Origin of the sequence: Actinomadura rudentiformis, from assembly GCF_008923185.1 — a bacterium.
Taxonomy (GTDB): Bacteria; Actinomycetota; Actinomycetes; order Streptosporangiales; family Streptosporangiaceae; genus Spirillospora; species Spirillospora rudentiformis.
Genome location: NZ_WBMT01000003.1, coordinates 216378 through 238997, shown reverse-complemented (window position 1 = coordinate 238997; position 22620 = coordinate 216378). Strand labels below are relative to the sequence as shown.

Annotated in this window: 16 protein-coding genes; 10 read left to right on the top strand and 6 right to left on the bottom strand. The window is 69.5% G+C overall.

Features of this window, described 5'->3' with window-relative positions:
- Window positions 1–110: 110 nt before the first annotated feature.
- The gene (locus F8566_RS07680) at window positions 111–3305 is read right to left on the bottom strand and encodes a BTAD domain-containing putative transcriptional regulator (protein WP_151559237.1); all 3195 of its coding nucleotides are present in this window, start codon (window positions 3303–3305) and stop codon (window positions 111–113) included.
- Between the two features lie 119 nt (window positions 3306–3424).
- Here F8566_RS07680 and F8566_RS07675 point away from each other — a divergent pair, with 119 nt between their 5' ends.
- Both F8566_RS07675 and F8566_RS07670 read left to right on the top strand, forming a co-directional pair.
- On the top strand, window positions 3425–4270 hold the full coding sequence (locus F8566_RS07675; RefSeq protein WP_151559236.1) for an NAD(P)-dependent oxidoreductase: 846 nt from the start codon (window positions 3425–3427) through the stop codon (window positions 4268–4270).
- A gap of 222 nt (window positions 4271–4492) precedes the next feature.
- Window positions 4493–5299, top strand: coding sequence for an SDR family oxidoreductase (locus tag F8566_RS07670; protein ID WP_151559235.1), 807 nt, complete (start codon window positions 4493–4495; stop codon window positions 5297–5299).
- On the opposite strand, the gene F8566_RS07665 is transcribed toward F8566_RS07670, so the two are convergent.
- Complete coding sequence (locus F8566_RS07665) at window positions 5277–6875, bottom strand: PP2C family protein-serine/threonine phosphatase (RefSeq protein ID WP_151559508.1); 1599 nt, start codon at window positions 6873–6875, stop codon at window positions 5277–5279. The genes F8566_RS07670 and F8566_RS07665 overlap by 23 nt on opposite strands.
- Window positions 6876–7323: 448 nt before the next feature.
- Complete coding sequence (locus F8566_RS07660) at window positions 7324–7704, bottom strand: MarR family winged helix-turn-helix transcriptional regulator (RefSeq protein WP_151559234.1); 381 nt, start codon at window positions 7702–7704, stop codon at window positions 7324–7326.
- 102 nt (window positions 7705–7806) lie between these two features.
- Here F8566_RS07660 and F8566_RS07655 point away from each other — a divergent pair, with 102 nt between their 5' ends.
- Complete coding sequence (locus tag F8566_RS07655) at window positions 7807–9249, top strand: MFS transporter (RefSeq protein ID WP_225992942.1); 1443 nt, start codon at window positions 7807–7809, stop codon at window positions 9247–9249.
- A gap of 55 nt (window positions 9250–9304) precedes the next feature.
- Here the strand turns inward: F8566_RS07655 and F8566_RS07650 are convergent, their stop codons facing one another.
- Together F8566_RS07650 and F8566_RS07645 are read right to left on the bottom strand one after the other, a co-directional pair.
- A complete protein-coding gene (locus tag F8566_RS07650; RefSeq protein ID WP_151559232.1) occupies window positions 9305–11893 on the bottom strand; it encodes a VIT domain-containing protein in 2589 nt (862 codons plus the stop codon).
- Window positions 11890–12585, bottom strand: a complete 696-nt coding sequence (locus tag F8566_RS07645; RefSeq protein ID WP_151559231.1) for a MerR family transcriptional regulator — start codon at window positions 12583–12585, stop codon at window positions 11890–11892. The genes F8566_RS07650 and F8566_RS07645 overlap by 4 nt, the downstream gene beginning before the upstream one ends.
- A gap of 128 nt (window positions 12586–12713) precedes the next feature.
- Between F8566_RS07645 and F8566_RS07640 the strand changes: the two genes are divergently transcribed.
- The 4 genes from F8566_RS07640 (at window position 12714) to F8566_RS07625 (ending at window position 17921) form a co-directional block, all read left to right on the top strand.
- Window positions 12714–13502, top strand: coding sequence for a nuclease-related domain-containing protein (locus tag F8566_RS07640; protein ID WP_151559230.1), 789 nt, complete (start codon window positions 12714–12716; stop codon window positions 13500–13502).
- A 304-nt stretch (window positions 13503–13806) separates the two neighbouring features.
- The gene (locus F8566_RS49680; protein ID WP_192809564.1) at window positions 13807–15786 is read left to right on the top strand and encodes an RNA polymerase sigma factor; all 1980 of its coding nucleotides are present in this window, start codon (window positions 13807–13809) and stop codon (window positions 15784–15786) included.
- A 41-nt stretch (window positions 15787–15827) separates the two neighbouring features.
- Entirely contained in the window at window positions 15828–16589 is a 762-nt protein-coding gene (locus tag F8566_RS07630) for a hypothetical protein (RefSeq protein WP_151559229.1), read from the top strand.
- Between the two features lie 138 nt (window positions 16590–16727).
- The gene (locus tag F8566_RS07625; protein WP_151559228.1) at window positions 16728–17921 is read left to right on the top strand and encodes an NlpC/P60 family protein; all 1194 of its coding nucleotides are present in this window, start codon (window positions 16728–16730) and stop codon (window positions 17919–17921) included.
- 158 nt (window positions 17922–18079) lie between these two features.
- Here F8566_RS07625 and F8566_RS07620 read toward each other — a convergent pair whose 3' ends face one another.
- Window positions 18080–18580, bottom strand: a complete 501-nt coding sequence (locus F8566_RS07620) for an inorganic diphosphatase (protein WP_151559227.1) — start codon at window positions 18578–18580, stop codon at window positions 18080–18082.
- A gap of 111 nt (window positions 18581–18691) precedes the next feature.
- Between F8566_RS07620 and dacB the strand changes: the two genes are divergently transcribed.
- The 3 genes from dacB to tilS all read left to right on the top strand — a co-directional run bounded on the left by dacB (window position 18692) and on the right by tilS (window position 22599).
- Window positions 18692–20125 carry a D-alanyl-D-alanine carboxypeptidase/D-alanyl-D-alanine endopeptidase gene (gene dacB, locus F8566_RS07615; RefSeq protein ID WP_192809563.1) on the top strand — a complete coding sequence of 478 codons (1434 nt, stop codon included), beginning with the start codon at window positions 18692–18694 and terminating at the stop codon, window positions 20123–20125.
- A gap of 130 nt (window positions 20126–20255) precedes the next feature.
- Window positions 20256–21368: a zinc-dependent metalloprotease gene (locus F8566_RS07610; RefSeq protein ID WP_151559506.1), complete on the top strand. Its 1113-nt coding sequence runs from the start codon at window positions 20256–20258 to the stop codon at window positions 21366–21368.
- A gap of 115 nt (window positions 21369–21483) precedes the next feature.
- Complete coding sequence (tilS, locus tag F8566_RS07605; protein WP_151559226.1) at window positions 21484–22599, top strand: tRNA lysidine(34) synthetase TilS; 1116 nt, start codon at window positions 21484–21486, stop codon at window positions 22597–22599.
- Window positions 22600–22620: the final 21 nt, after the last annotated feature.

Genomic DNA, 22620 nt, shown 5'->3' with positions numbered 1-22620 from the left:
CTCTTGCGATCATCGCAAGGGGGCTTTGTCGTTGTGGGCGTATCCGGGGGACTCGTTGTGCGAGGTCTGTTGGGGTCCCAGCCGTTCGGGCCCTGTAGGCCTGCCGTTTGCTAATGCCGGGGGTGGGTTTGGCCATTGGTGAAGGCGGTGGTGAAGGCGGCGGGGCCTAGGGCTGACGTTAGGGCTTGGGTGATGCGGTCTACGTCTCCGCGTTCGGCGGCGGGGAGCGGGACGCCGATCGAGTCGCGGGTGGCGGTGGCGGCGCCTAGGAGTTCGGCGGCTTTGGTGTGATGGCCGGAGAGGGCGTGTGCGCCTGCGAGGCCTTCGAGGGCCAGTGCGATTGCTCGCGGGTCATTGGTCATGCGGGCGTGGGTAAGGCCTTTGGTATGCAGAGCCAGGGCTTCGGCGGCGTCGCCGCGTTGCTCGTAGAGGAACCCTAGTTCGGCCAGGATGAACGCGGCTCCGGAGTCGCCCTTCACCCGACGGCACCAGTCGAGCCATTTGCGCAGGTATTTCTCGGCGAGGTCGAGCTTTCCCTGGCGCCGGGCACTGAGAGCCAGGCCGGTCTCGGCGAACTCCTCGCCAAAGGTGTAGCCCTGTGCGGCGGCGGTCTGGGCGGCACGGGTGTGCAGTTCGTCGGCCCGTGCGTGGTCGCCGGTCAGAAGGGCGATGCGGCCGAGGCCGGAGAGCCTGTCGGAGACCTCGGTCCACAGCCTGAGTTCCTCGGCGACGAGGAGCCCTTCGTCGTGCAGGCGTACGGCCTCGGTGTAGTCGCCGGTGACCTCGGCCAGATGACCGAGGATCCGCCCGGACTGGAGTTGGCCCCAGCGGTCGCCTAGATCACGGAACGTCGCCAGGCTCTCTTCGCCATAGCGGCGCAGTGTTATGAGGTCGCCGCGGAGCAGGGCATGTACGGCGCCGGTGCAGAGCGCGGCGGCGTTGCCCCAGCGGTCGCCCACGGCACGGAAGCCGGCCAGGGCCCGGTCCGTCAGCTCCTCACTGATCGACACGTCGGAATAGCCGAGCATTGCGAACCCGAGGAACCATTGGGCGTGTGCCAGGCCCTGGGGGTCGTTGATCTCCTCGTACGGTTTGAGGCCCGCCATGGCTTGGTCGGCGGCAAGGGCCGTGTCGGCCGTCCGCAGGGTCAGGCCTGCCTGCCAGGCAGTGGCTCTCGCGCGTACGGCCTCGGAGGCGTCGCCGTCGATTTCAAGGGCGGTCTCCAGGGATCTCAGCGCCTCGCCGATGCGGCCGTGCAGGAACCAGTACCACGACAGCGCGTTGACCAGGCGGAGTGCCGATTCGACGTCGTGCTGCGCGGCGGCGCTTTCGAGGGCGGTACGGAGGTTGCCAGTCTCTTGATCGAGGCGTTCCAGCCATGGTTGTTGGTCGTGGCCACGGAGGTGTGGGTCGGCCTGCTCGGCTAGGGCGCTGTAGTACCGATAGTGGCGTTCCCGCACGTGATGAAACTCGCCGGACTCTCGCATGCGCTCTGTGCAGTAGGCGGCGACGGACTCCAGCAGGCGGTAGCGGGGGCCTTGGGTGACGGCAACCAGGGAACGATCCACCAGGCGGGCGAGCAAGTCGAGGACCTCGCTGGATTTCACACCCTCGCCCGCGCAGACGTGCTCGGCCGCTTCCAGGGTGCAGCCGTCCGCATGTACGGCGAGACGGCGCAGAACGATGCGTTCGGGCTCGGTGAGGAGCTCCCAGCTCCAGTCGATCATCGCTCGGAGTGTCTGCTGGCGGGCTGGCACGCCACGCTGGGCTGCTCCCAGGACGCGAAAGCGATCGTCCAGGCGGGCGGCCAGGTCCCGTACGCCCAACGCGCGTACGCGGGTCGCGGCCAGTTCCAACGCCAACGGGATTCCGTCCAGGCGACGGCAGATCGCGGTAACGGCCTCGGCGCTGGACGCGTCGAGCACGAAGGCCTGTGAAGCGGCGGAGGCGCGTTCGACGAAGAGTTGGACTGCGCTGGATTGTTGCAGGGCTGCCAGGTCGTCATCTGGGTTTGGCAGATCCAGCGGAGGAACCGACCAGATCTGTTCGCCGGCGAGGCCGAGCGGTTCCTGGCTGGTCGCGAGGATCCGAAGGCCGGGTGCGGACCGCAGGAGGAGCGCGGCCAGTTCGGCGACCGGCTCGACGACATGCTCACAGTTGTCGAGAACGAGCAGCATGCGCTTGCCCCGCAACGCCCTGAGGAGGCGTTCGGCGGGTGCGCCCGTGGCGCGGGGTGCGTTTACGGGGCGGTGGGACGAGGCGTCGTCATCGCGGATTCCGAGCAATGTTGTTAATGCGCCAACGACGCCTTCGAGGGAAGGGGCGTGCAGGCTGGCCAGCTCAACCAGCCAGACTCCGTCGGGGTAGGCGTCGGCCTGCTGCGATGCGGTCTCTATGGCTAGGCGCGTCTTGCCTACGCCGCCCGGTCCTGTGAGCGTGACAAGTCGTTTCGCGCGGAGGACGGCGCCTATCTCAGTTACTGCATCGGCCCGGCCGATCAGATGGGTGAGCGGGTTCGGAAGGTTTGTACGGGGACGTGCTGGGGGCGGAAGGAGCCCTAGTGCAGGGTCTTGTTCCAGGATCGCCTGGTGTAGAGCCTTCAATTCGGGGCCTGGGTCCAGTCCGAGTTCGTCTCTGAGCCGGTCACGTAGTTCGCCGTAGCTCGACAACGCCTCGTTCTGCCGACCTGACATGTAGAGGGCCTGGACATGCGCCGCCCGCAGACGTTCGCGCAAAGGATGCTCGGCTACCAGGTCGCCCAGCTCACTGGCCAGAAGACTGTGCTGGCCCAACTCCAGCCGCGCTTCGGCCAGATCTTCCATGGCGACCAGGCGCTGTTCCTCAAGCCGCCGGATCTCCGCTCGCGTGAACTCGCTGTCCGCGAAGTCGGCGAACGCCGGTCCCCTCCAAAGCGCGAGCGCCTCGCCCAGCAACGCGGCTCTCGTATGAGGGTCATCGGTCTCCTGCGCCTGCCGCGCCAATGCCTGGAACCGGCCCGCATCCACCGCGTCGGCGTCCACCTGGAGTACGTAGCCCGACGGCAGGTACGCGACGAGTTCGCGCCCGCCCGCCTCGGCCTCGTCCAGGACCCGGCGGAGCTGCGACACCTTCGCCCGCGTGGTGCTGACCGGACTGCCAGGCGGCTTCGTAGCCCAGAGGTCATCGATGAGCCGGTCCACGGAGACGGGACGCCCCCGGTGCACGAGCAGGTCGGCGAGCAACGCGCGGACCTTCAGCTCGGGCACCCGTACGGGACGTCCCTCCGCCGACCACACCTCAAGCGGACCGAGCACCCCGAAACGCATACCGATCACGGTAACGCCGCGCCTCACCCCCGGCAGACCACAAACCAACCCGAAATCAACCGGAACCCCTCACCCGCACAGTGGCAGGACCTAACGAAACCACTGAAAGAGGGATCGACATGACGACCCGTATCCCGGTGACGATCATCGGCCTCGGTTCGATGGGATCCGCCCTTGCCCAGACGCTCCTCAGGGCAGGCCACCCCACGACGGTCTGGAACCGTACCGCCTCGAAGGCCGATGACCTCGTCACCCAGGGCGCCGTTCGAGCCGAGACCGTCCGCGACGCCGTGGCCGGGACCGACCTGCTGATCGCCGTTGTCGTCCAGTACGAGACCCTGCGCGGGATCCTGGACTCGGCCGAGGGAACGCTGGCCGGCAAGACTCTGGTCAACTTCACCAACGGGACGCCCGAACAGGCCCGCGAACTCGCCGCCTGGGCCGAGCGGCAGGGCCTGGAGTACGTCGACGGCGGGATCATGGCCGTCCCGGCGATGATCGGCGGGCCCGAGGCGTTCATCCTCTACAGCGGATCCCAGGCCGCCTTTGACCGGTACCAGCCGACCCTGGCCCGCCTTGGCGCCACCCGGTATCTGGGGACGGACCCCGGCCGGGCCCCGCTCTACGATCTCGCGCTGCTCTCCGGCCTGTACGGCCTGGCGGGCGGTGCCGGCCATGCCGCCGCCATGGTCGGAGCCGACGCCGCCGAGTTCACCGAGACGCTCTTCGTTCCCTGGATCAAGGCCCTGGTCGGGATCCTCGCACCGGAGGTCACCGCCGGCTCCTCGGAGGGCTCGCCGCTCGACATGCAGGCCGTGGTCATCGACAACATCGTCCAGGCCAGCCGGGGCCAGGGCCTCGGAACCGGCACCCTCACGCACCTGCTCCCCATCATGCAGTTGATCGTCGGCACGGGCGTCGGGGCGCAACTCAAGCCGCTCATCGAGCAGATCAAGGAGGCTTGACAGCTCCCTGCACCCGCCAGAAGGCCGTCGTGATCAGCGGCACGACATGGCACCGATCGGCCCCCTCGGCTCACGCGGAGGGGGCCTTCACCAGACCGGTCAACGCGGGTTCCCTGAAAAAACGTGGGTTCCTGAAATTGGGTGGGCGGGGCCGTCACATCCGGTCGGGACGAGCCGTCAGTGCAGTAGATCGACGAACCTCGTAACGAATCGGAGAGAGCCATGACGATCCTGCTCACTGGTGGCACGGGAACGCTCGGAAGGCTTGTGACGCCGCTTCTGGTGAACGCGGGCCACAAGGTGCGGGTGCTCAGCCGGAGCAGCCACGAGGCCAAGGACGGCGTCGAGTACGTGACCGGGGATCTGGCGACCGGTGAGGGACTCAAGGCCGCGATCAGTGGCGCCGACACCATCGTGCACTGTGCTGGAAGTGCCAAGGGGGACGAGGTCAAGGCACGGAACCTCGTGGAGGCCGCAGCACGGGCCGGTTCCCCGCACATCGTGTACATCTCGGTCGTCGGCGCCGACAGGATCCCCATCGAGAGCAGAGTCGACCGGACGATGTTCGGATACTTCGCCGCCAAGCGGGCCGCGGAGCTGGCCGTGGCTGAGTCGGGACTACCGTGGACGACCCTTCGGGCCACTCAGTTCCATGACTTCGTGCTGACGGCGGTGCAGGGAATGGCCAAGATGCCGGTCATTCCGGTGCCGGCGGGGATGCGGTTCCAGCCCGTCGACGCCGGGGATGTGGCGGCCCGGCTGGCCGAGCTGGCGCTCGGAGAGCCGGCCGGTCTGGTGGCCGACATCGCCGGGCCGAAGGTGTACGGGATGGACGAGCTCATCCGCGGCTACCTGAACGCCGTCGGCAAGCGCCGGTTGATGATGCCGGTCAAGATTCCAGGCAAGGCCGCCCGCGCGTACCGCGACGGTGCCAACCTCTCCCTCGACCCGGCCACCGGTCAGCGGACCTGGGAGGACTTCCTGGCCGACCGAGTGGGCCGAGGTGTCAGTGGCCCTGGGGTGGGGTGATCGCGATGACGGCCATGTCGTCGTGATGCCCGTCACCGACCCATTCGGACGCCAGCATCTGGACGTGCTCCACGAGCGCGTCCGGTGTCATCCCACCGCATCGGGCCAGCTCCTCGTGCAGCCGGTCTTCACCGAACATCTCGCCGTTGGGGCCGCCTCTGGCTTCGGTGACTCCGTCGGTGTGCAGGAGGCAGGTCTCCCCTGGCGCGAGCTCGACGGTGACCGTGTCGGTCGAGAGCTGTTCCATGACGCCGATGAGGGTGCCGACGGTCGGTACCTCCTCGACGGTGCCGTCGGCCCGGATGATCAACGGTGCCGGATGCCCGGCGCTGGTGAGCCGCACCCGCACCCGTTCGCCATGGCGGCGTACCGAGGCCAGCACCAGGGTGACGAACTTGGTGGGGTCGCCGTTCAGCAACATCATCTGGTTCAGCCGGCTGAGGACATGGTGGTGGTCGTCGGCCAGCGGCAGGAGCACCTGGAGGGCGTTGCGGATCTTGCCGGTCAGCACGGCGGCCTGGAGGCCCTTGCCGCACACGTCGCCCAGCACCACCAGCGATTCCCGGTCACCGCTGCCGGCCGGGTAGAGGTCGTAGAAGTCGCCGCCGACCTGCTCGCCGCTCCCGGAGGGCCGGTATCTGGCGGCCAGCTCGACCCCGTCGAGATCACGGGCGCGGGGAGGCAGCAGCTCGCGCATGAGGATCTCGGTGATGGACGTCTGCTCGGCGTACAGGCGCGCGGCCGACACCGCCGCACCGGCCCGGATCGCGACCATCCGCGCGAACGCCTCCTCGCTCTCGGTGTAGGCGGCCCGATCGGCACGACGTACGAGCACCATGGCGCCGGCGGGTGCTCCCGCGCCGGGCAGGGTCGCCACCATCATCGAGCCTGGCGTGTCGAGCAGGCCACGGAAGAACCGTTCCGGAACGGTCGCGGGATCAATCCAGTGTGCCGCCGCCGAAGGGAATCCTCGCAGTGCCTCAGCCAGTCCGGGCACCTCACCGGGATCAATGTCCAGGTCTTGGTTCACCACGTGACCGTCGGGACCGCAAAAGACCGCCGAGTACCCACGGCCGGTGCCCGGTGCCACCACAAGTGCCAGATCCGCCAGATGCCGCGCCGCCAAACGCACGGTCGCATTCAGGCAGAGACCGACGTCCAAGGATGCGAGGTCGTTCGACACCTCGGTCAGGAATGCCGCCCGCTCGCGCTCGATTCGCAGCGCATCCGAGGCCGACTGCCGATCCGTGCTGTCGACAAGCCACCAGACGGTATTGGGAACGCCCTTATCGGTCCAACGCGTCGGATGTGCCTCGAATGTCCGCTCGCCTATCGGGCCCCGTACGGGGGTGGCCGAAGCCGCGTCGCTCCCACGCATGATCTGCCGATGTGCCTGGTGGAGCCAGTCCGGTACGGCGTCCGCCAGCGGTACGCCGAGCTCCGCGGTGCCGAACAACACGCGCGCCGCGTCGTTGATCTGGCTGATCACGCCGTCGCCGTCCGCGGCCAGAGCCGGATAGGGGGCAAGGGCCCAGATCGGCTCGTCCGCCTCACGGTCCGTGTCCTCGGATCGCATCACGAAAGCGTTCACGTCCACAACTCCGTGGAGGGCTCCGTTCCTCAACATCAAGAACGTGGTGCGGAAGTTCGGTTTCCCACCCTATCCAGGACGGCCAATCTTCTTTGTCATTTCCGTCCGATTTCTCTCACACCATCATAGATGGAATAGCGGGATCCTGAATTATGGCCACCCGGTCATGTTCGGGTATTGGGCGATCAAGCTCAGGGATGGCGACATCGCACCGGATTCCACGGCAGAACGGAGATTATTGACCGCCATCACCACGCCCGATTTCGGCCGGGACATTGACGCCTTTAACGACGCTCATTCAAGGAGCGCGCCGCGCTGGTCACGCGGGGGCGAGCCCGGCGATGCGCGGTCGGGTGGAGGTGAGCCCGGCGACGCGGTCAGGCGGAGGGGGCTCCGGTGACGCGGTCAGGCGGAGGTGAGCCTGGTGACGCGGTCAGGCGGAGGGGGAGAGGTGCTCGCTGAGAATTGTGAGATGGGTCTCGCGGGCCTTGGCGTGGAGCTCGATGCCGGCCTCGGTGGGCTTGACGAAAACGCCGCGGCGGTCGGCCTCGCAGAGACCGCGCTGCACCAGGCCGTGCTTCTCTAGACGGGCGACCGTGCGAGATAGGGCACTCTGGCTCAGGTACATGTCGGAGGCAAGCTCCTGCATGCGGCACTTCTCCGACTGAAGTCCGATGAGGCGGTCCAGGGCTTCGAACTCGCTCATGGACAGGCCGTGCTGCGCCTGCAACTCCCGATCGAGGTGGCAGGCGACCTGGTTGTAGCAGGCCGCGAGGTTCCTCCAGCGGCCGACCAGCTCCGGCTCCGGGTTCATGGGCGCATCCTAGGGGACGGTGAAGGGTGGATGCAAGCGCATTAAATGCGGCAGAAATTTGTGCGTAGACATTTGATGCGTGTGCATGTACTGTCCTCCGACGTGACTATCACCGAAACGTCTCCCGTCACCCCGACGGCCCAAGCGACCGAGCCTGGCGAGCAGCGCTGGACCCCGCGACTGTGGGGCGTCCTCGCGGTGCTGTGCGCCGTGTTGTTCCTTGACGGTCTCGACGTGTCGATGGTGGGTGTGGCCCTGCCGTCGATCGGCGCCGAGCTCGGCCTGTCGACCACTTCGCTGCAGTGGATCGTGAACGGCTATGTGCTCGGATACGGCGGTCTGCTCCTGCTGGGCGGTCGCACGGCCGACCTGCTGGGCAGGCGCCAGATCTTCCTGATCGCCTTGGCCGTCTTCGCTCTCGCGTCGTTGATCGGCGGCCTGGTCGACAACGGCACGCTGCTCATCGTCACCCGCTTCGTCAAGGGACTGGCGGCCGCGTTCACCGCGCCCACCGCGCTGTCCATCCTGACCACGACCTTCCACGAGGGTCCCGCGCGCAACCGGGCACTGTCTGTGTTCTCGGTGTTCGGCGCCAGCGGCTACTCGTCCGGCCTCATCCTCGGTGGCCTGCTCACCAGCTTCGGCTGGAGGTGGACCTTCCTCACTCCGGTTCCCCTCGCCGTGCTCGCTCTGGTGGCCGGCTACTTCTTGATCCCCCGTGACAAGCGCGCCGAGGAGGGCGGCCACGACCTGGTCGGCGCGATCACCTTGACCGCAGGCATGTTGCTGGCCGTGTACACGGTCGTGTCGGCTCCCGAACGGGGCTGGCTCGACCCGCTGACCATCGGCTCCGTGGTGCTGGCCGCGGCGCTGCTGGGAGCGTTCTTCTACACGGAGAACAAGGTTGCCCACCCGTTGATCCGCCTGGGCATCCTGAAGGTCGGCACGATCGTCCGGGCCAACCTGAGCGTCGTCGCGCTGATGGGCTCGTACCTCAGCTTCCAGTTCATGATGACGCTCTACCTGCAGGACGTGCTGCACTGGTCGCCGCTGAAGATGGCGATGGCGCTGCTGCCTGCCGGGCTCCTGGTCGCCTTCGGCTCACCCTTCATGGGCCGCCTGATCGACCGCTACGGGACCTCGCCGCTCATCCTGACCGCGATGATCTCGATGTCGCTGGGCTACGTGTGGTTCCTGTCGACCGCCGGGAACGCGCCGCACTACGCGTTCACCGTGCTGCCGACGATGCTGCTGCTGGGTGGCGGGTTCGCGTTCGGCTTCAGCTCCATCATGGCTCAGGCGACGGAGGGGATCGACGACTCCGAGCAGGGGCTGGCCTCCGGCCTGGTGCAGACCGCCATGCAGGTCGGTGCCGCTCTCGTCCTGGCCGTCGTGACCGCGCTGCTGGCGAGCGGTTCCGTGGGAGGGAACGACTTCGGCCAGTTCCACCCCGGCATCAACCTCGTCACCGGGGTGGCTTTGGCCGGGCTCCTGTTCAACCTCGTTCCGATGATCCGGCGCCGCTACCAGCCGCAGCACGCCTGATCTTTCCGTCGACGTGGGCGTCCTCCTTCTGACCCGGGAGGACGCCCACGTTTTTCTAGTTGTTGCGCTTCCAGAAGGCACGCCTGGTGTCCTTGCCGGTGGCGCTCTTGCCGGAATCGCCGGTGAAGTCGGCTAGGACCTGCAGGGCACGCTCCCAAAGCGCGTCGAGATCCGCGAGGGCGGTTCCGGCTCGTACGACCTGGAGGTCTGTCGCCAGCGCCGCGAGCGGTGCGACGAGTTCGCTGTCGACACCTCGCCCTTCCAGGCGTTGAACGATCGGCGCCAGCCTGGTGAGCAGTTCCTTGAGGTGCTGTACGTCGCGTTGCTCGCCGACCTGCCGGAGCCGCTGGAGCACTTTGCTGAGTTCACGGCGGGCTTCGGACAGCGCCTGGGCTGAGCGGACACTTCCATGCCTGCCACCTGGCCTGCCAGCGCGGCGACGTCCGGACGCCGGTGAGGCAGAAGCGGCAGACTCCGGAGCGCTTCCGGGTTCTACTGGCCGCGCACTGCTCCCACGGAAACCGCCGGGAGCGGCAGGGGCCGCTGGGGGTGCTCCAGCGGCTGGCGGCGCAAGGGGTGCTCCGAAAAGGTCTGCCGCAGGGGCCGAGCCCTGGGCGGACAGCGGCGCGCTCCCATAGGCCATGGGCAGGGCCGCCCCAGGTGCGGCCAGCCGCATCGAATCCCCTGGCGCCATGGCGGCCTCCGCGCCCCATCCATCAGGCATCTCGACCGGCTGGACGACTTGATGGGGTGAGCCTTCGCGTTCGGCCACGACCCGGCTGTCCACCGCCACGAACGCGGTGAACCTGCAGAGCACACCGAAGCGCAGTGACGTGTCGACGATGCGGCGTTCGAGGTCGTCGCCGCCGTCGACCGCATAACGGTCCTCAAGGTCGCGCAGATGCGCGCGGGCCCAGACGGCCGCGGTTGCGGCGTCCTTGGTCACGGTGCCGGCTGCGGTCTGTTCCCATGGCGTGCGGTCGGATGCGACGCCGCGTACGGTCAGGGCCCCGGACGGCGAGGCGCCGCGGTACCGGCCGGAGATCACCAGCGGTACGCCCGGGAACAACGCGCCGAGGCGCCGAGGCGCGACCGTGTCGGGCACCAGCTCGAGACCTTCGGGATGCAGGGTCAGATCGGTGGCGATCGGGGCGCCGATGCGGTGGTGGATGTGCTCCATCGCCTCGTCGAGCCGGTCCTCGGACTCGACGAGCTCGCATCGCCCTTCGCCGTCGGCGGCGAGGCGGCGCAGGAAACCCGCGTTCACGGCCCGGTCGATGCCGACCGTGTGGACGCGGACGCCGCGCAGGCGCGGTGCCAGGTGCCGGAGGATCTGGTCCTCGTTGCCGACCTGGCCGTCCGTGATGAGCACGATCACCCGGTCGTTGGCGGAGTCGGCCAGCAGCGTGCACGCCTCCTCCAGCGGCTGCAACATCTGCGTGCCGCCACGAGCCTGGACCGAGGCGAGGTGCTCGACCGCACGGAACCGGTTGCGGTCGGTCGCCGGGGACAGCCCGGTGTCCAGGTCGCGCGGCCGTTCGATGACGTTGTCGAAGGAGAGCACAGCGAAGCGGTCATCGCCGGTGAGCGTGTCGACGATCCGCGCCGCGGCGCGCCGTGCCGCGATCATCTTCCAGCCGTGCATGCTGCCGGAACGGTCGAGGATGAGGACGACGTCACGGGAACGCCGCTGGGACGCGCCCGACGGCAACACCGTCAGTGTGAACGTGCCTTCCCCGGCGAACGTGTCTTCCCCTGTGTCGTCCTTTTCCTCTGATTCGTCCGGAGTGAGAGCCAGCGCCACCGCCTCGTCACCGCCGTCCTGCGGCGCGTAGGCGAGGCGCAGGATGAAGTCCCTGTTGAGGCGTTCGCCGGGCTGAAGGCGGACGGTCGTCCGGCCGCCCTGGCCGGTCTCTCGGCTCTCGCCGTTCTGCCGGCTTTCGGCGACGACGTGCAGCGCGGAACGGATCTCGGTGAGCGGCAGCCCGGCCGGATCGATGTCCGTGGTGACCGACATGCGCACCGGATTGGGGAAACCGGGCAGCAACACCGGAGGGCTGATCCGCGAGGCGTCCGGCACCGCGTCGGTGTCGGGTGAGACGCCGTTGCCCGCGGGCGCGTCGTCCAACGGGGCGCCGGGGATGAACCGCGGGGCCACCACGAGCGGGAACCGGAAGGTCGCGGCATCGTCCTCGTACGGCAACGGCTGGTTGAGGGTCAAGCGGATCGTCACCCGCTCGCCGGGGAGGATGTTCCCGACCCGCATGGTGAAGACATCGGGGCGTTCCTCCTCGGCGATCGCAGCGCGCTTGCCCGCGGCGATGGCGTCGTCGTAGTCCTGGCGCGCCTGGCCGCGTTCCTTGAGCATGCCTTCGATCACCCGGTCGGCCGCCTCCATGCGCATCGCGGTGACGGCCGCGCGGTCCGGCAGCGGAAAGATGTACGTGGCCTCCAGCGGTACGTCGAACGGGTTGCGGAACCCCTGCACGACCTCGATGCCGGCGGCCAGGCCGGTGATGGCGGCGTGCACGTCGACGGAGTCGAGCGGCAGGTTGCCCTTGTCCGTGGCGAGTGCGCCGAGTCCGCCGTCAGGTGCCGGGGACGGCGCTACGGGCTCTGGCAGCGGTGTGATGTGCACGGTCACGAGGACCTCCCGGGAGTGGCGGCGGACTGGGGATGGGTGTCTTCGCCGATCAGGCCGCGCCGCCGGAGCTCGTCCAGCAGGGGCCGCGCCGCCGTCTCGATCGCGGCGAGGTCGGCTTCATCGAGTGACGGAACGTTCAAAAGCAGCGTGAGGTCAGGCCCCAGCCGTACACCTTGCACGATCTGAGCGCTCTCCGACGCGCCCTCCGACTGTGCGGCTTCCTGCCGACCCGCGGGCGGGTCGTACGGCGTGGGCGAACCATCGAACGTCGCGGCGGCTTCGGAGGTGACTGCGCTGCTGGGGGGCGTGGTCCAGAAGCGGCCACGGGTCGGGGTCGCCGCTGCCGGTAGGGGCCCGTTGCCGGGCTCGTCGAGAGGGGCGGGGAGCTGGGCGATCTCCTCGAGGGTGGCGTCAGGCGCGCCGGTGAGCTCGGTCTGGATCTCGGCGATCGAGCGGCCGGCGGCCTGGCGGCGCTTGATCGCGACCAGCTGGAGGAGATGGCGGTGACCGTACAGCGCGGTGCGGCCGCGGCGGCCCAGGGGCGGGTCCACCAGGCCGATCGTGGTGTACCAGCGGATCAGCCGCTCGTTGGGGAGATCGCGCACCCGGCCGTTGGCCCGCGGGGAGCCGTCGGCGGAGAGGGCCGCGACGGCGCGGTCCGCCAGCTCGGTGATGGTCCAGGTGCGCTCCATGGTTCCGATAGTGACACTGTAATAATGACAGTGTCAACTGCGTTGAGTGATCATGGACTTTCCCCCGAGTCGGCATCAAGAAGGTCAAAGTCCTTGAACTCGCGACGTCAGGGGCTCACGCTGGCGACTTGGGCAGCCCTGGACGGCTGGAGGAGAAGGGGCGTTCGGTGCGGATCATCGGTGTCGGCACGTCCAACGCCGGAGCCTCTGCCTGGTCGCGATATCGCATGCTCGTCGCGGAACACCGGCAGGAACGGCTCCTGCTTCGTGGCGTCCTGGCCTGCGGCATCGGGGTCGTCGTGGCCGGATTCAGCGTGTGGTGGGCCGGTCCGGGCACCGCCATGGCCGCGTTCGCCGCGTTCACCGTCTACGAGCGCACCCGCCCGAGCCCGGCGACCAGCTGGCGGCAGGGCGCGGTGGCTGAGCGCCGCACCGGGCGCAGCCTCGCGAGGCTGGATCCCTCGGGTTTCAAGGTTCTGCACGACCGGGCGCTGCCGGGGGCACCGGCGACCAACCTCGACCATCTGGTCATCGGGATCACCGGCGTGTACGCCATCGCCAGCCGGCGGTGGCGCTGGGGCCTGCGGTTGCGCTCCGAGGGGCGACGGCTGTGGGTGGGCAACAAGCCCGCGGGGGACCTTGCCGGTGCCGCCACGCGAGCCGCCCGGACGGTCGCCGAGGTGCTCTCGCTGGAGCTTGACCACGAGGTGCCGGTGACGCCGATGGTCTCGGTCCATGGGGCGAAAGTGCCGCGGAGCGGGCTGCGTCATGGCGGAGTGCTCTTCGTGGCGGCCCGTCCACTGCCGGATGTGCTTTCGGCCCGGCCCGTGGTGTTCACCAGCGCGCAGGTCGCGACAGTGACAGCCGCTGCGGAACAGATGCTTCCGCCGATGTTGGAGACGCTTTTCCGCAAGTAGGAACGTCGGATGCCGGATCCCCGTATCGCAATTTCGATCTGTCATTAATGCCGGGCCCTGCCGCTCGACCAGCCCCATAGCTCCCCGTGTTTCTCTGAATGCGTTGAGGTAGGCGACGCAGGTCCGGGCTATCGATCTCTATAGTCCGACAAGCCGTACAATCCCGACTAATGCCATTAAGTACATCACTCTTGGATGGAATAGCGGTTCACGCTCCATGGTCGGCCCAAAACATTGCGGCCATTGGAGCTCGATCCTTTGAAATCGCCCATGAAGAGACTGCGGAACCTTTAGTTTCAGTAGCATGAATGACCACCTCCTGGTCGAGGCTTTGCGATCACGAGACTCCGGTGCGCCCGCCGCGTTGTACGAGGCGTACGCCGACCGCCTTTACGCGTACTGCTGGTTCCAGTTGCGCGGCCGTGACGCCGCCCAGGTGGCGCTGCGCGACACGTTCATCGTTGCCGAGTCGCAAATCGACAGGCTGCGCGATCCGGACCGCTTCGGGCCGTGGCTGTACGCCATCGCGCGGCTGGAGTGCGGGCGCCGGATGCCGTACGGCAGTCAGCCGCCGGACCTGCCGGTCGCCAGCCATGATCAGGAGGACGTCGACCAGCGCATCATGGCGTGGCAGGCCGTGCTGGGCTTGGCGCCGCTCAGCCGGGAGATCCTGGAGCTGCGCGTGCGGCACCAGCTCTCCGTGCCGGACCTGGCCGCCGTGTTCGACCTGCCGGTCAAGGAGGCCCAAAGCGCACTTGAGCAGGCGCATGACGAGCTCGGCGTGGCTCTGACAGCCGAGATCCTTGCGCATCAGGGGCCGTACGGCTGCCCCGAACGCGGCGTGATCCTCCGGGGACGCCGCGGTGAGATGGACCACGATCTGCGCCTCCGGCTGCTGCGTCACGCCGAGGAATGCCCGCTGTGCGGGGCGTTCCGGCCGCGAACGGTCTCGGCCGCCAAGGTGTACGGGCTCCTGCCGCAGGCCGAGCCGCCGGACGCGCTGCGCCTGCGCGTCATGAGCTGCTTCCTTGACCCAGAGCTCGTGGGATACCGGCTGTTCGTGGCGACCCGGATCACCGAGTTCACGCCGGGTGGCTTCCCGGTACAGCCGCGCCGCACCGTTCTCCCGCGCCGCCCCGGCCTCTCACGCGGCGGCGCCTTGCCCTGGTGGCAGGGCGGCCGCCGCCGCCCTGGGCTGCGACGGGGCGAAGGGCGCCGCACACCATCCGGCGCGGCGCCACCCGGCGGTGCGCAGCCCAGCGGCCCTTCGGCTGTCGGCTCGTCGCCCGGCGGCACGTCGCCCGGCACGGGGGCGGACGAGCGCCGCATCTCCATGGTCGGCTCCGTGGTCGGCCCGGTGGCCGGCGTCGTGCGGGACGGGCGTTTGCTGGCAGGCGCGCGAGGATTGGCAGTCGCCGCGGTCGTCATCCTCCTTCTCGGCGCCGGAGCCGCGGCGTTCAACTGGCTCGTCGGCGCCAACGACCGGCAGACCGGAACGATCGCGTCGGGGCGCGTACCGAGTCCTGGCGTGGCCCCGATCCTCCCGCCCACCGGAGCGCCATACGATCTGCCTGCCGACCCTGGAGCGGGTGAGTTCGCCGGTTCGCCGGTGTCCGCGACCTTCCCCCTCGGGGCGCGCCGTTCGGCTGCCCCGCCCACCGCACTGCCGTCACCGCCGCGCAGGGAGTACCACGCGGCCCCCGATGACGGTGGGCGATCCCCAGGCCGGCCCGGTGGCAGCGGAACGCTTTCGGTGTCCCCGCTGTACGTCGACCTGGCGGGCGGCTCGGAGACCGCGGTCACCCTCCGAGCCGATGGCGGCCCGGTCACGTGGCGCGCCAAGGCGTGGGGTCCCGTGCGGCCGAGCAGCTCCTCCGGCCGCCTCCAGAACGGCCAGTCGGTCACACTCGCCGTCCGTGTCTTCCGCCGGCCCGGCGGTCACGGAGAGGGCGGCATCACCTTCCTGCCCGGCGGCCAGCAGGTCCACATCACCTGGCGCCCCGAGCCTCGCCCGTCTCCCACGCCCACGGACCCCGGCACGCCGTCACCCACGCCCACCTCGCCGGGTACGCCGCCCCCATCGAAACCCAGCACCCCGCCGCCTTCCTCGCCCCAGCCTTCGTCGCCGCCGAATTCCGACCCGCCCCCGCAGTCGGACCCGCCACCGTCGAGCAGCGAACCCCCGCCCCCACCGCCCCCGCCACCGTCGACACCGGCATCCGACCCGCCGCCGCAGTCGCCGCCCGCCTCGGAGCCCACCCCCGAACCGAAGGGCTCCGGATGACCCTGAGTGGGCCTGCGTTCGCGCAACGACCGGAGTCACGGGTGAGCCCACGCCCTGTCCCGCCCGAACTGGCCCGCCTCGTCGCCCAGATCCAGCTGGTCGAATGGCCCCTCTGGACCGAGCCCGCCGCCCGCACCCGCCGCGAGGTCGTCGAACTCTGCCGCCTCCAAGCCGCCCGCGGCCTCACCCTCCTGTCCTGGCTGGCACAGGACGGCCTGGATGGGACGACCCCGCACGCCATCCGCCCGGCCCCGACCCTTCCCGCGCCCTCGAATCACCCACCCGAAACCCCAACTGCGATCCCGCCGGTCGGCTCCGCTATGAGGAGCCGCGCTTCGGGGACCCTGGCGGTTTGGGAGCAGGACTTGGGGTGGTTGCTGGACACGCGGCGGCTCGGGGGTGGACGGCGGGAACGGATGTACGCGGCGGCGGACGGCTTGCCGTTGGAAGTGCGGGAGCTGGTCGTGGCCAACTGGACGTGGGCACTGGGGACTCCGCATGGGGGCCAGGCGACCGCCGCATATCTCGCGGGCGGTGCCTATCCGGACGACGGGTACTCGGCGGCGCGCGCGACCGTGGCGTTGCTGCGGCTGTGGGAGCGGCGACCCGAGTACCGGACGGCGATGGCGGCCGCTTGGGCGGCGACGCGTACACCTGCGGACTGGTGCAAGGCGGCCGAGTTGCGGGCCGCTTACGGCGCGGCAGTCCCGATTTTCAGCTATCCGCGCGTGCCGTTGCCGCGTACGACCGTGCGGCCGTGGATAGTACGGCTGCTGGGTGTGCGAAAGGATCACTGCGGGTAATAACCACTGCGACCTCTGTGACGGGAGTTCGTTGCTGGTGCCTGTGTGAACTACTCTCTGTCACAGATCACTTTCGGCAGGTGATTCACGGCAGGGGGGACCGTGTTTCCATCACCGAGCACAGCACAGCGCCGTCTGATGGCCGTGTCGTCCGGGATCGCGTTGGCGGTCGCGGGGCTGTACGTACCGGCCGTTCAGGCGAAGCCCGCGCCGAGTGCGCGCGACGTCCGCGAGAGCCGGCGTGAGGTCGACGAACGGGCCAAGGACGTCGGCCGCACCAAGGCGCTGCTCGCCCAGGCCAATTCGGGGCTTGAGCGTCTCGCTGTGGCGGCGGCCGTGGCGGTGGAGCGTTACAACGGCGAGGTCGTCAGGCTGCAGCAGGCTGGTCAGGCCTATGCCGACACCCAGGCTCGACTGACTCAGGCCAACGGGCGTCTGGCGGCGGCCCAGGCGGAGATGGCGACGTTCGCCGCCGAGGCCTATCAGGCCGATACCGGCTACAACCCCTGGTCAGCTGCAGTGGCGGGGAACGGCGGCCCGCAGGGCTTCATGGACCGCGCCGGGATGATGGAGATGCTGGCGCGCAAACGTACCGGCGCCGTTCAGAAGGTGGAGGCTGCGAGGAACGTAGCCGACGTGTTCCGCAGGCAGTCGCAGGTCGCGCTCAACGAGCAGAACGCGGCGACGCGGCGGGCGCAGGACGCGCGGAGCATCGCGGTCAGCGCGGTGGAGCGCCAACGGGCGGCCGTCGGCCGGATCGGGGCCGAGAAGCGGCGTCTGGAGCAGCGCCTCGGCGCCGCCGAGCAACGTGCCGCCCGCCTGCAAAGGGCACGTGCGGCCGCGCTGGCCAGAGCAGAGGCACGGCGGGTGCGGCTGGCCTACGGCGGTTCGGGGCGTTCGGCGATCGCGCTGGCGCGGGGGACGGGCCGGGGCTCGGTGGTCGTGCGGGCGGCGCTCAAATGGCTCGGCACGCCGTACTCGTGGGGCGGCGGAAACTCCCGCGGGCCCAGCTACGGCATCGCCCACGGTTCGAACATCTTCGGCTTCGACTGCTCTGGACTGGCGCTGTACGCGTGGAGCAAGGCGGGCGTCCGGCTCGACCACTGGACGGGCACGCAATGGACCTCAGGCCCGCACGTGCCGCTCAGCAATCTGCGGGCCGGTGATCTGGTCTTCTTCGCGAACAACACCTCGAACCCCGACACCATCCACCACGTCGGCATCTACATCGGCCAGGGACGCATGGTCGAGGCGCCCTACACCGGCGCCCGGGTGCGCATCTCCACCATCCACCGCCACGGCCTCATCGGCGCGACGCGTCCAGCGGGCTGAAGGCGCGGCCAGCGGCCTGAAAAGCGACGTTCCCAGCGGGCTGAAGGGTCTCCGGAGAGCGGAACGCTTCCGTACGAGCCGTCTCGTACGGAAGCGTTCCGATGTCCTGTCTCGAACGGCGGCGCGGGGAGCAGACCGGCACCGTCCGGCGCGACGGGTCAGTGGCCGCCCTGCGCGACCCTCTCCGCCTGGCGCTTGAGGGAGCGCTCGATCTCGGCCTCGGCCTCGACACGCCCGACCCAGTTGGCGCCCTCGACGGACTTGCCGGGCTCGAGGTCCTTGTAGACCTCGAAGAAGTGCTGGATCTCCAGGCGGTCGAACTCCGGGACGTGGTGGATGTCCCGCAGGTGCTCGCTGCGCGGGTCGGTCGCGGGTACGCACAGGACCTTGTCGTCACCGCCGGCCTCGTCGGTCATCCGGAACATGCCGACGGCGCGGCACTTGATGAGGCACCCCGGGAACGTCGGCTCCTGGAGGATGACCAGCGCGTCGAGCGGGTCACCGTCCTCGCCGAGCGTGTCCTCGACGAACCCGTAGTCGGCCGGGTACTGGGTGGACGTGAAGAGCATGCGGTCCAGCCGGATGCGGCCGGTCTCGTGGTCCACCTCGTACTTGTTCCGGCTGCCCCTCGGGATCTCAATGACGACGTCGAATTCCAAGATGTCCTCCGCTCCCCGCGTGTTCGCAGTGTTTAGGCTTTCGGGAGCCTGTGCGGCCGCAGGCGGCCCGCACAGGGTGGGTGTTCCCATATATAAGGATGTCGCACGTTGATGAGTGCTGAGTGGGAGAGGGGCGGTTACGTGCGCGGAAGGGCCCTCACCCTCGCCATGATCACACTGTCCCTCCTTAACGTCTTCACTCTCGGCGCGGGCGTCGCAGTGGCGAAACTCACACCTGATCGGCGGCTTTCCCCGTGGCCGCCGACGGTGGCGGGCCGTGAGGCCGTGCTGGCCGCGGCCGTGCTGCCGGCCATGGACCGGGCCGCCCGGGTCCCGAACGCGGGCGTCCTGGCCACCCGCCTGAACGCCCTGATCGGCGGCCCCGGCGAGAAGATCAACGCCGTGGTGATCGACGCGACGACCCGCCGCGTCCTGTTCCAGCAGCGTGCCGACCGTCCCGCCACCCCGGCCTCGACCACCAAGCTGGTGACCTCGGTGGCCGCTCTGGCCGCACTGGGCCCCGCGCACCGGATCACCACACAGGCGGTCAAGGGCTCTGGTGACAGCGTGGTACTGGTCGGCGGCGGGGATCCTACCGTGACTGCGCACCCCTCCACGCCACGTTCGGAGTCAGCTTCGGGCTCGGGAGATCCAGAGTTCGCCTCGTTCGTCGATCTGGCCCGGCAGACCGCGACGGCGCTCAAGGCAACCGGTGTACGGCGCGTGCGAGTGGATTTCGACGTCTCGGCCTACCAGGGGCCTCGCACGGCCGCTACCTGGAAGCCCAACTATCTCCCGGACGGCGAGGTCGCCCCTGTTTCCGCGTTGACGGTGGACGCGGGTCGCCTGGCTCCCGGTGATCCGGAGAAGAACACCCGTGTTGGAGATCCGCCCCGGGCCGCCGCCGCGACGTTCGCCACGCTACTGAGCCGGAACGGGGTGAAGGCCACGGCCGGACGGCAGACGCAGGCGCCAACCGAGGCCCGGCGGCTGGGGGCCGTGCAATCGCCCACGCTGGCCACGTTCGTCGAATACCTCATGACGCACAGTGACAACGATGTGGCGGAAGCCGTTCTGCGCCAGGTGGCGGTCAAGCGTGGCCAGCCCGTCACGTTCGCCGGTGGAGCACAGGCCGTACGCGAGGTCCTGGGTGCGCTGGGCGTCGCCGACGGAGTGCTGACCAACGACGGCAGCGGTCTCTCGCCGCGCAACCAGATCACTCCCCTCGCCCTCGCCCGGATCGCCGCCCTGGCCGCGTCCCCCGAACGCCCTGAGCTGCGAGCCGCGGTCACCGGAATGCCGGTCGCGGGCTTCTCCGGCACCCTCGGCCCACCCCGCTACAGGGGCCCCGGCAGCCAGGCCGGAGCCGGGATGGTCCGGGCCAAGACCGGAACCCTCTCCGGAGTCAGCACCCTCGCCGGGATCGCCCACGACGCCGACGGACGCCTGCTGGCCTTCGCCTTCATGGCCGGCGACGGCAAGGGTCCCGTCGATCCAGGCAAGCTGGATCGGTTGGCCAGTACCCTCGCCGCCTGCGGCTGCTGACTGCCCCCAACTGGGGCAAGTGTGGGAAAAGGCCCCGCGGGAGATAACCAAAACGGTTGTTCGTTGAACGTGTGTGCAGGGGCGCCCGGGCGCCGTGTCGAAACGTACGGTGGGATGTATGAGCGCCTCAATGATCGACTGGAACGTGGCCGTCCAGACGGGGACCCGGCTTGTCCGGCCGGGCCCGCAGGTCAGCCACGAAGAGGCCCGCCAGGTCGTCGACGAGCTCCGCGCGCTGTCCAGGGTCGCGCAGGGGCACGTCCTCGACTTCACGGGCATCCAGGCAGAGCAGGATCCCGCGCCGGCCACGATCGTGGACCGTCCGGGCTGGATCCGGGCCAATGTGGACGGCTTCAAAGTGGTGCTCGAACCGCTCATGGAGCAGATGCAGGAGCGGCGTGGCACCGGTCTGCTCAGCAGCGGAGCGGGTGGCGTGATGGTCCAGGCCGTCGGCTCCCGGGTGACCGGGATGCAGGTCGGCGCCATCCTCGCGTACATGGCGGGCCGCGTGCTGGGGCAGTACGAGCTGTTCCTGCCGCCGGATCCGTCCGGGCGCGCGCCGACCGGCCGGCTCACTCTCGTCGCGCCCAACATCGTCCACGTCGAGCAGGAGCTCGGCGTGGACACGCGTGACTTCCGGCTGTGGGTGTGCCTCCATGAGGAGACGCACCGCACGCAGTTCACGGGCGTGCCGTGGCTGCGCGAGTACGTGCAGGACCAGATGACCAAGTTCCTGCTCGCGTCCGACCTGGATCCGGGCGCGATGCTGGACCGGCTCCGGGACGCGGCCGAGGCGGTCGCCGACGCCGTCCGGGGCGGCGACTCCACGCTGATCGACGCGATCCAGTCGCCCGAGCAGCGCGAGATCCTGGACCGGCTCACCGCCGTCATGACGCTCGTCGAGGGGCACGGCGACTACGTGATGGACGCCGTCGGTCCCGAGGTCGTGCCGTCGGTGCAGCAGATCCGCGCACGCTTCCAGGGACGGCGTGACGGCGGCTCGCGGATGGACAAGACGATCCGCCGCGTCCTCGGGATCGATCTCAAGATGAAGCAGTACGCGGAAGGTTCACGCTTCGTTCGCCGCGTCGTCACCGAGGTCGGCATGGACGGCTTCAACAAGATCTGGCAGTCCCCGGAGACCTTGCCGACGCACGCCGAGATCAAGGAACCGGCCGACTGGATGAACCGGGTCATCGGCCCCCGCGAGCTCGACGCCCCGCCCGAGGTCAACGAGGCCTGACCCCACCCGACCCGCTCGCCCGGCGTGCCTCGCGTCACCGCCGGGGTCATTGTCGGTGGCGCGTGGTTTCGTTGACCTGCGGCGTCCTGGCCGCAGGTTGACGAGAGGGGAGCTCATGGGGCCCGATCCGGCCGTCGCGGCGGTACGGGTGGCGGTCCGGCAGGCGCTTGACGCTGTGCCGCCGGGCGCCTTGGTGCTGGTGGCCTGCAGCGGTGGCGCCGACTCGCTGGCGCTGGCGGCGGCGCTCGCCTTCGAAGCCCCGCGCCACGGTCGCCGTGCTGGCGGGGTGACGATCGACCATGGCCTGCAGCAAGGCTCGGATGAACGCGCGGCACGCCTCGTCCGGACCATGGCCGACCTCGGGCTCGACCCCGCCGGATCGGTCGCGGTGACCGTCGGCCGGGAGGGCGGCCCGGAGAACGCCGCGCGAGAGGCGAGGTACGCGGCCCTGGACAAGTCCGCGGCCCGGCTGGGCGCGGCCGCCGTTCTCCTCGGGCACACCCGCGACGATCAGGCGGAGACGGTCCTTCTCGGCCTGGCGCGCGGTTCCGGCGCCCGTTCCCTGGCCGGAATGCCCTCCGCGTTCGAACGGCCGTCAGGGGTCCGATACCTGCGGCCTCTGCTGGAGACCGAACGCGCCACCACTCGCCGAGCCTGCGAGGCATTGGGCCTCGAACCGTGGGACGACCCTCACAACGAAGACCCCTCCTACAAGCGTGTTCGCGTACGGAATGAGGCACTGCCCGTACTGGAAAAAACCCTCGGCCCCGGGGTGGCCGACGCCCTGGCGCGCACCGCCCGGATGCTCCGCGACGATGCAGACGCCCTGGAGTCCTTGGCCGAACGCGCCTACCAGGACCTCCTGACGGCCCAAGACCCCCAGGCGACGACTCAGCGCGCCGCCGAGCCCTCCGCCGAGCCCTCCGCTCCGCCCTCAGCCGACCCCTCCGCTCCGCTCTCAGCCGAATTGCTGGCGGTTGAGGGCCTGCCGGTGGAGGGGCTCGCGGAGTTGCCTCGCGCGCTGCGGACCCGGGTATTGCGGATGGCGGCGATCGAGGCGGGCAGCCCACCGGGTACGCTCGCGGCCGTCCATGTTGATGCAGTGGATCGGCTGGTCACGGCCTGGCACGGCCAGCAGCACGTCGACCTTCCAGCGGGCGTACGAGCGTTCCGCCGGTATGGGAAGCTGCTGTTCGGGACAGGCCTCCCGCCGCGCCGCGTCCAGCAGTAGGTGCTGTGGCCTGCGTGCGGA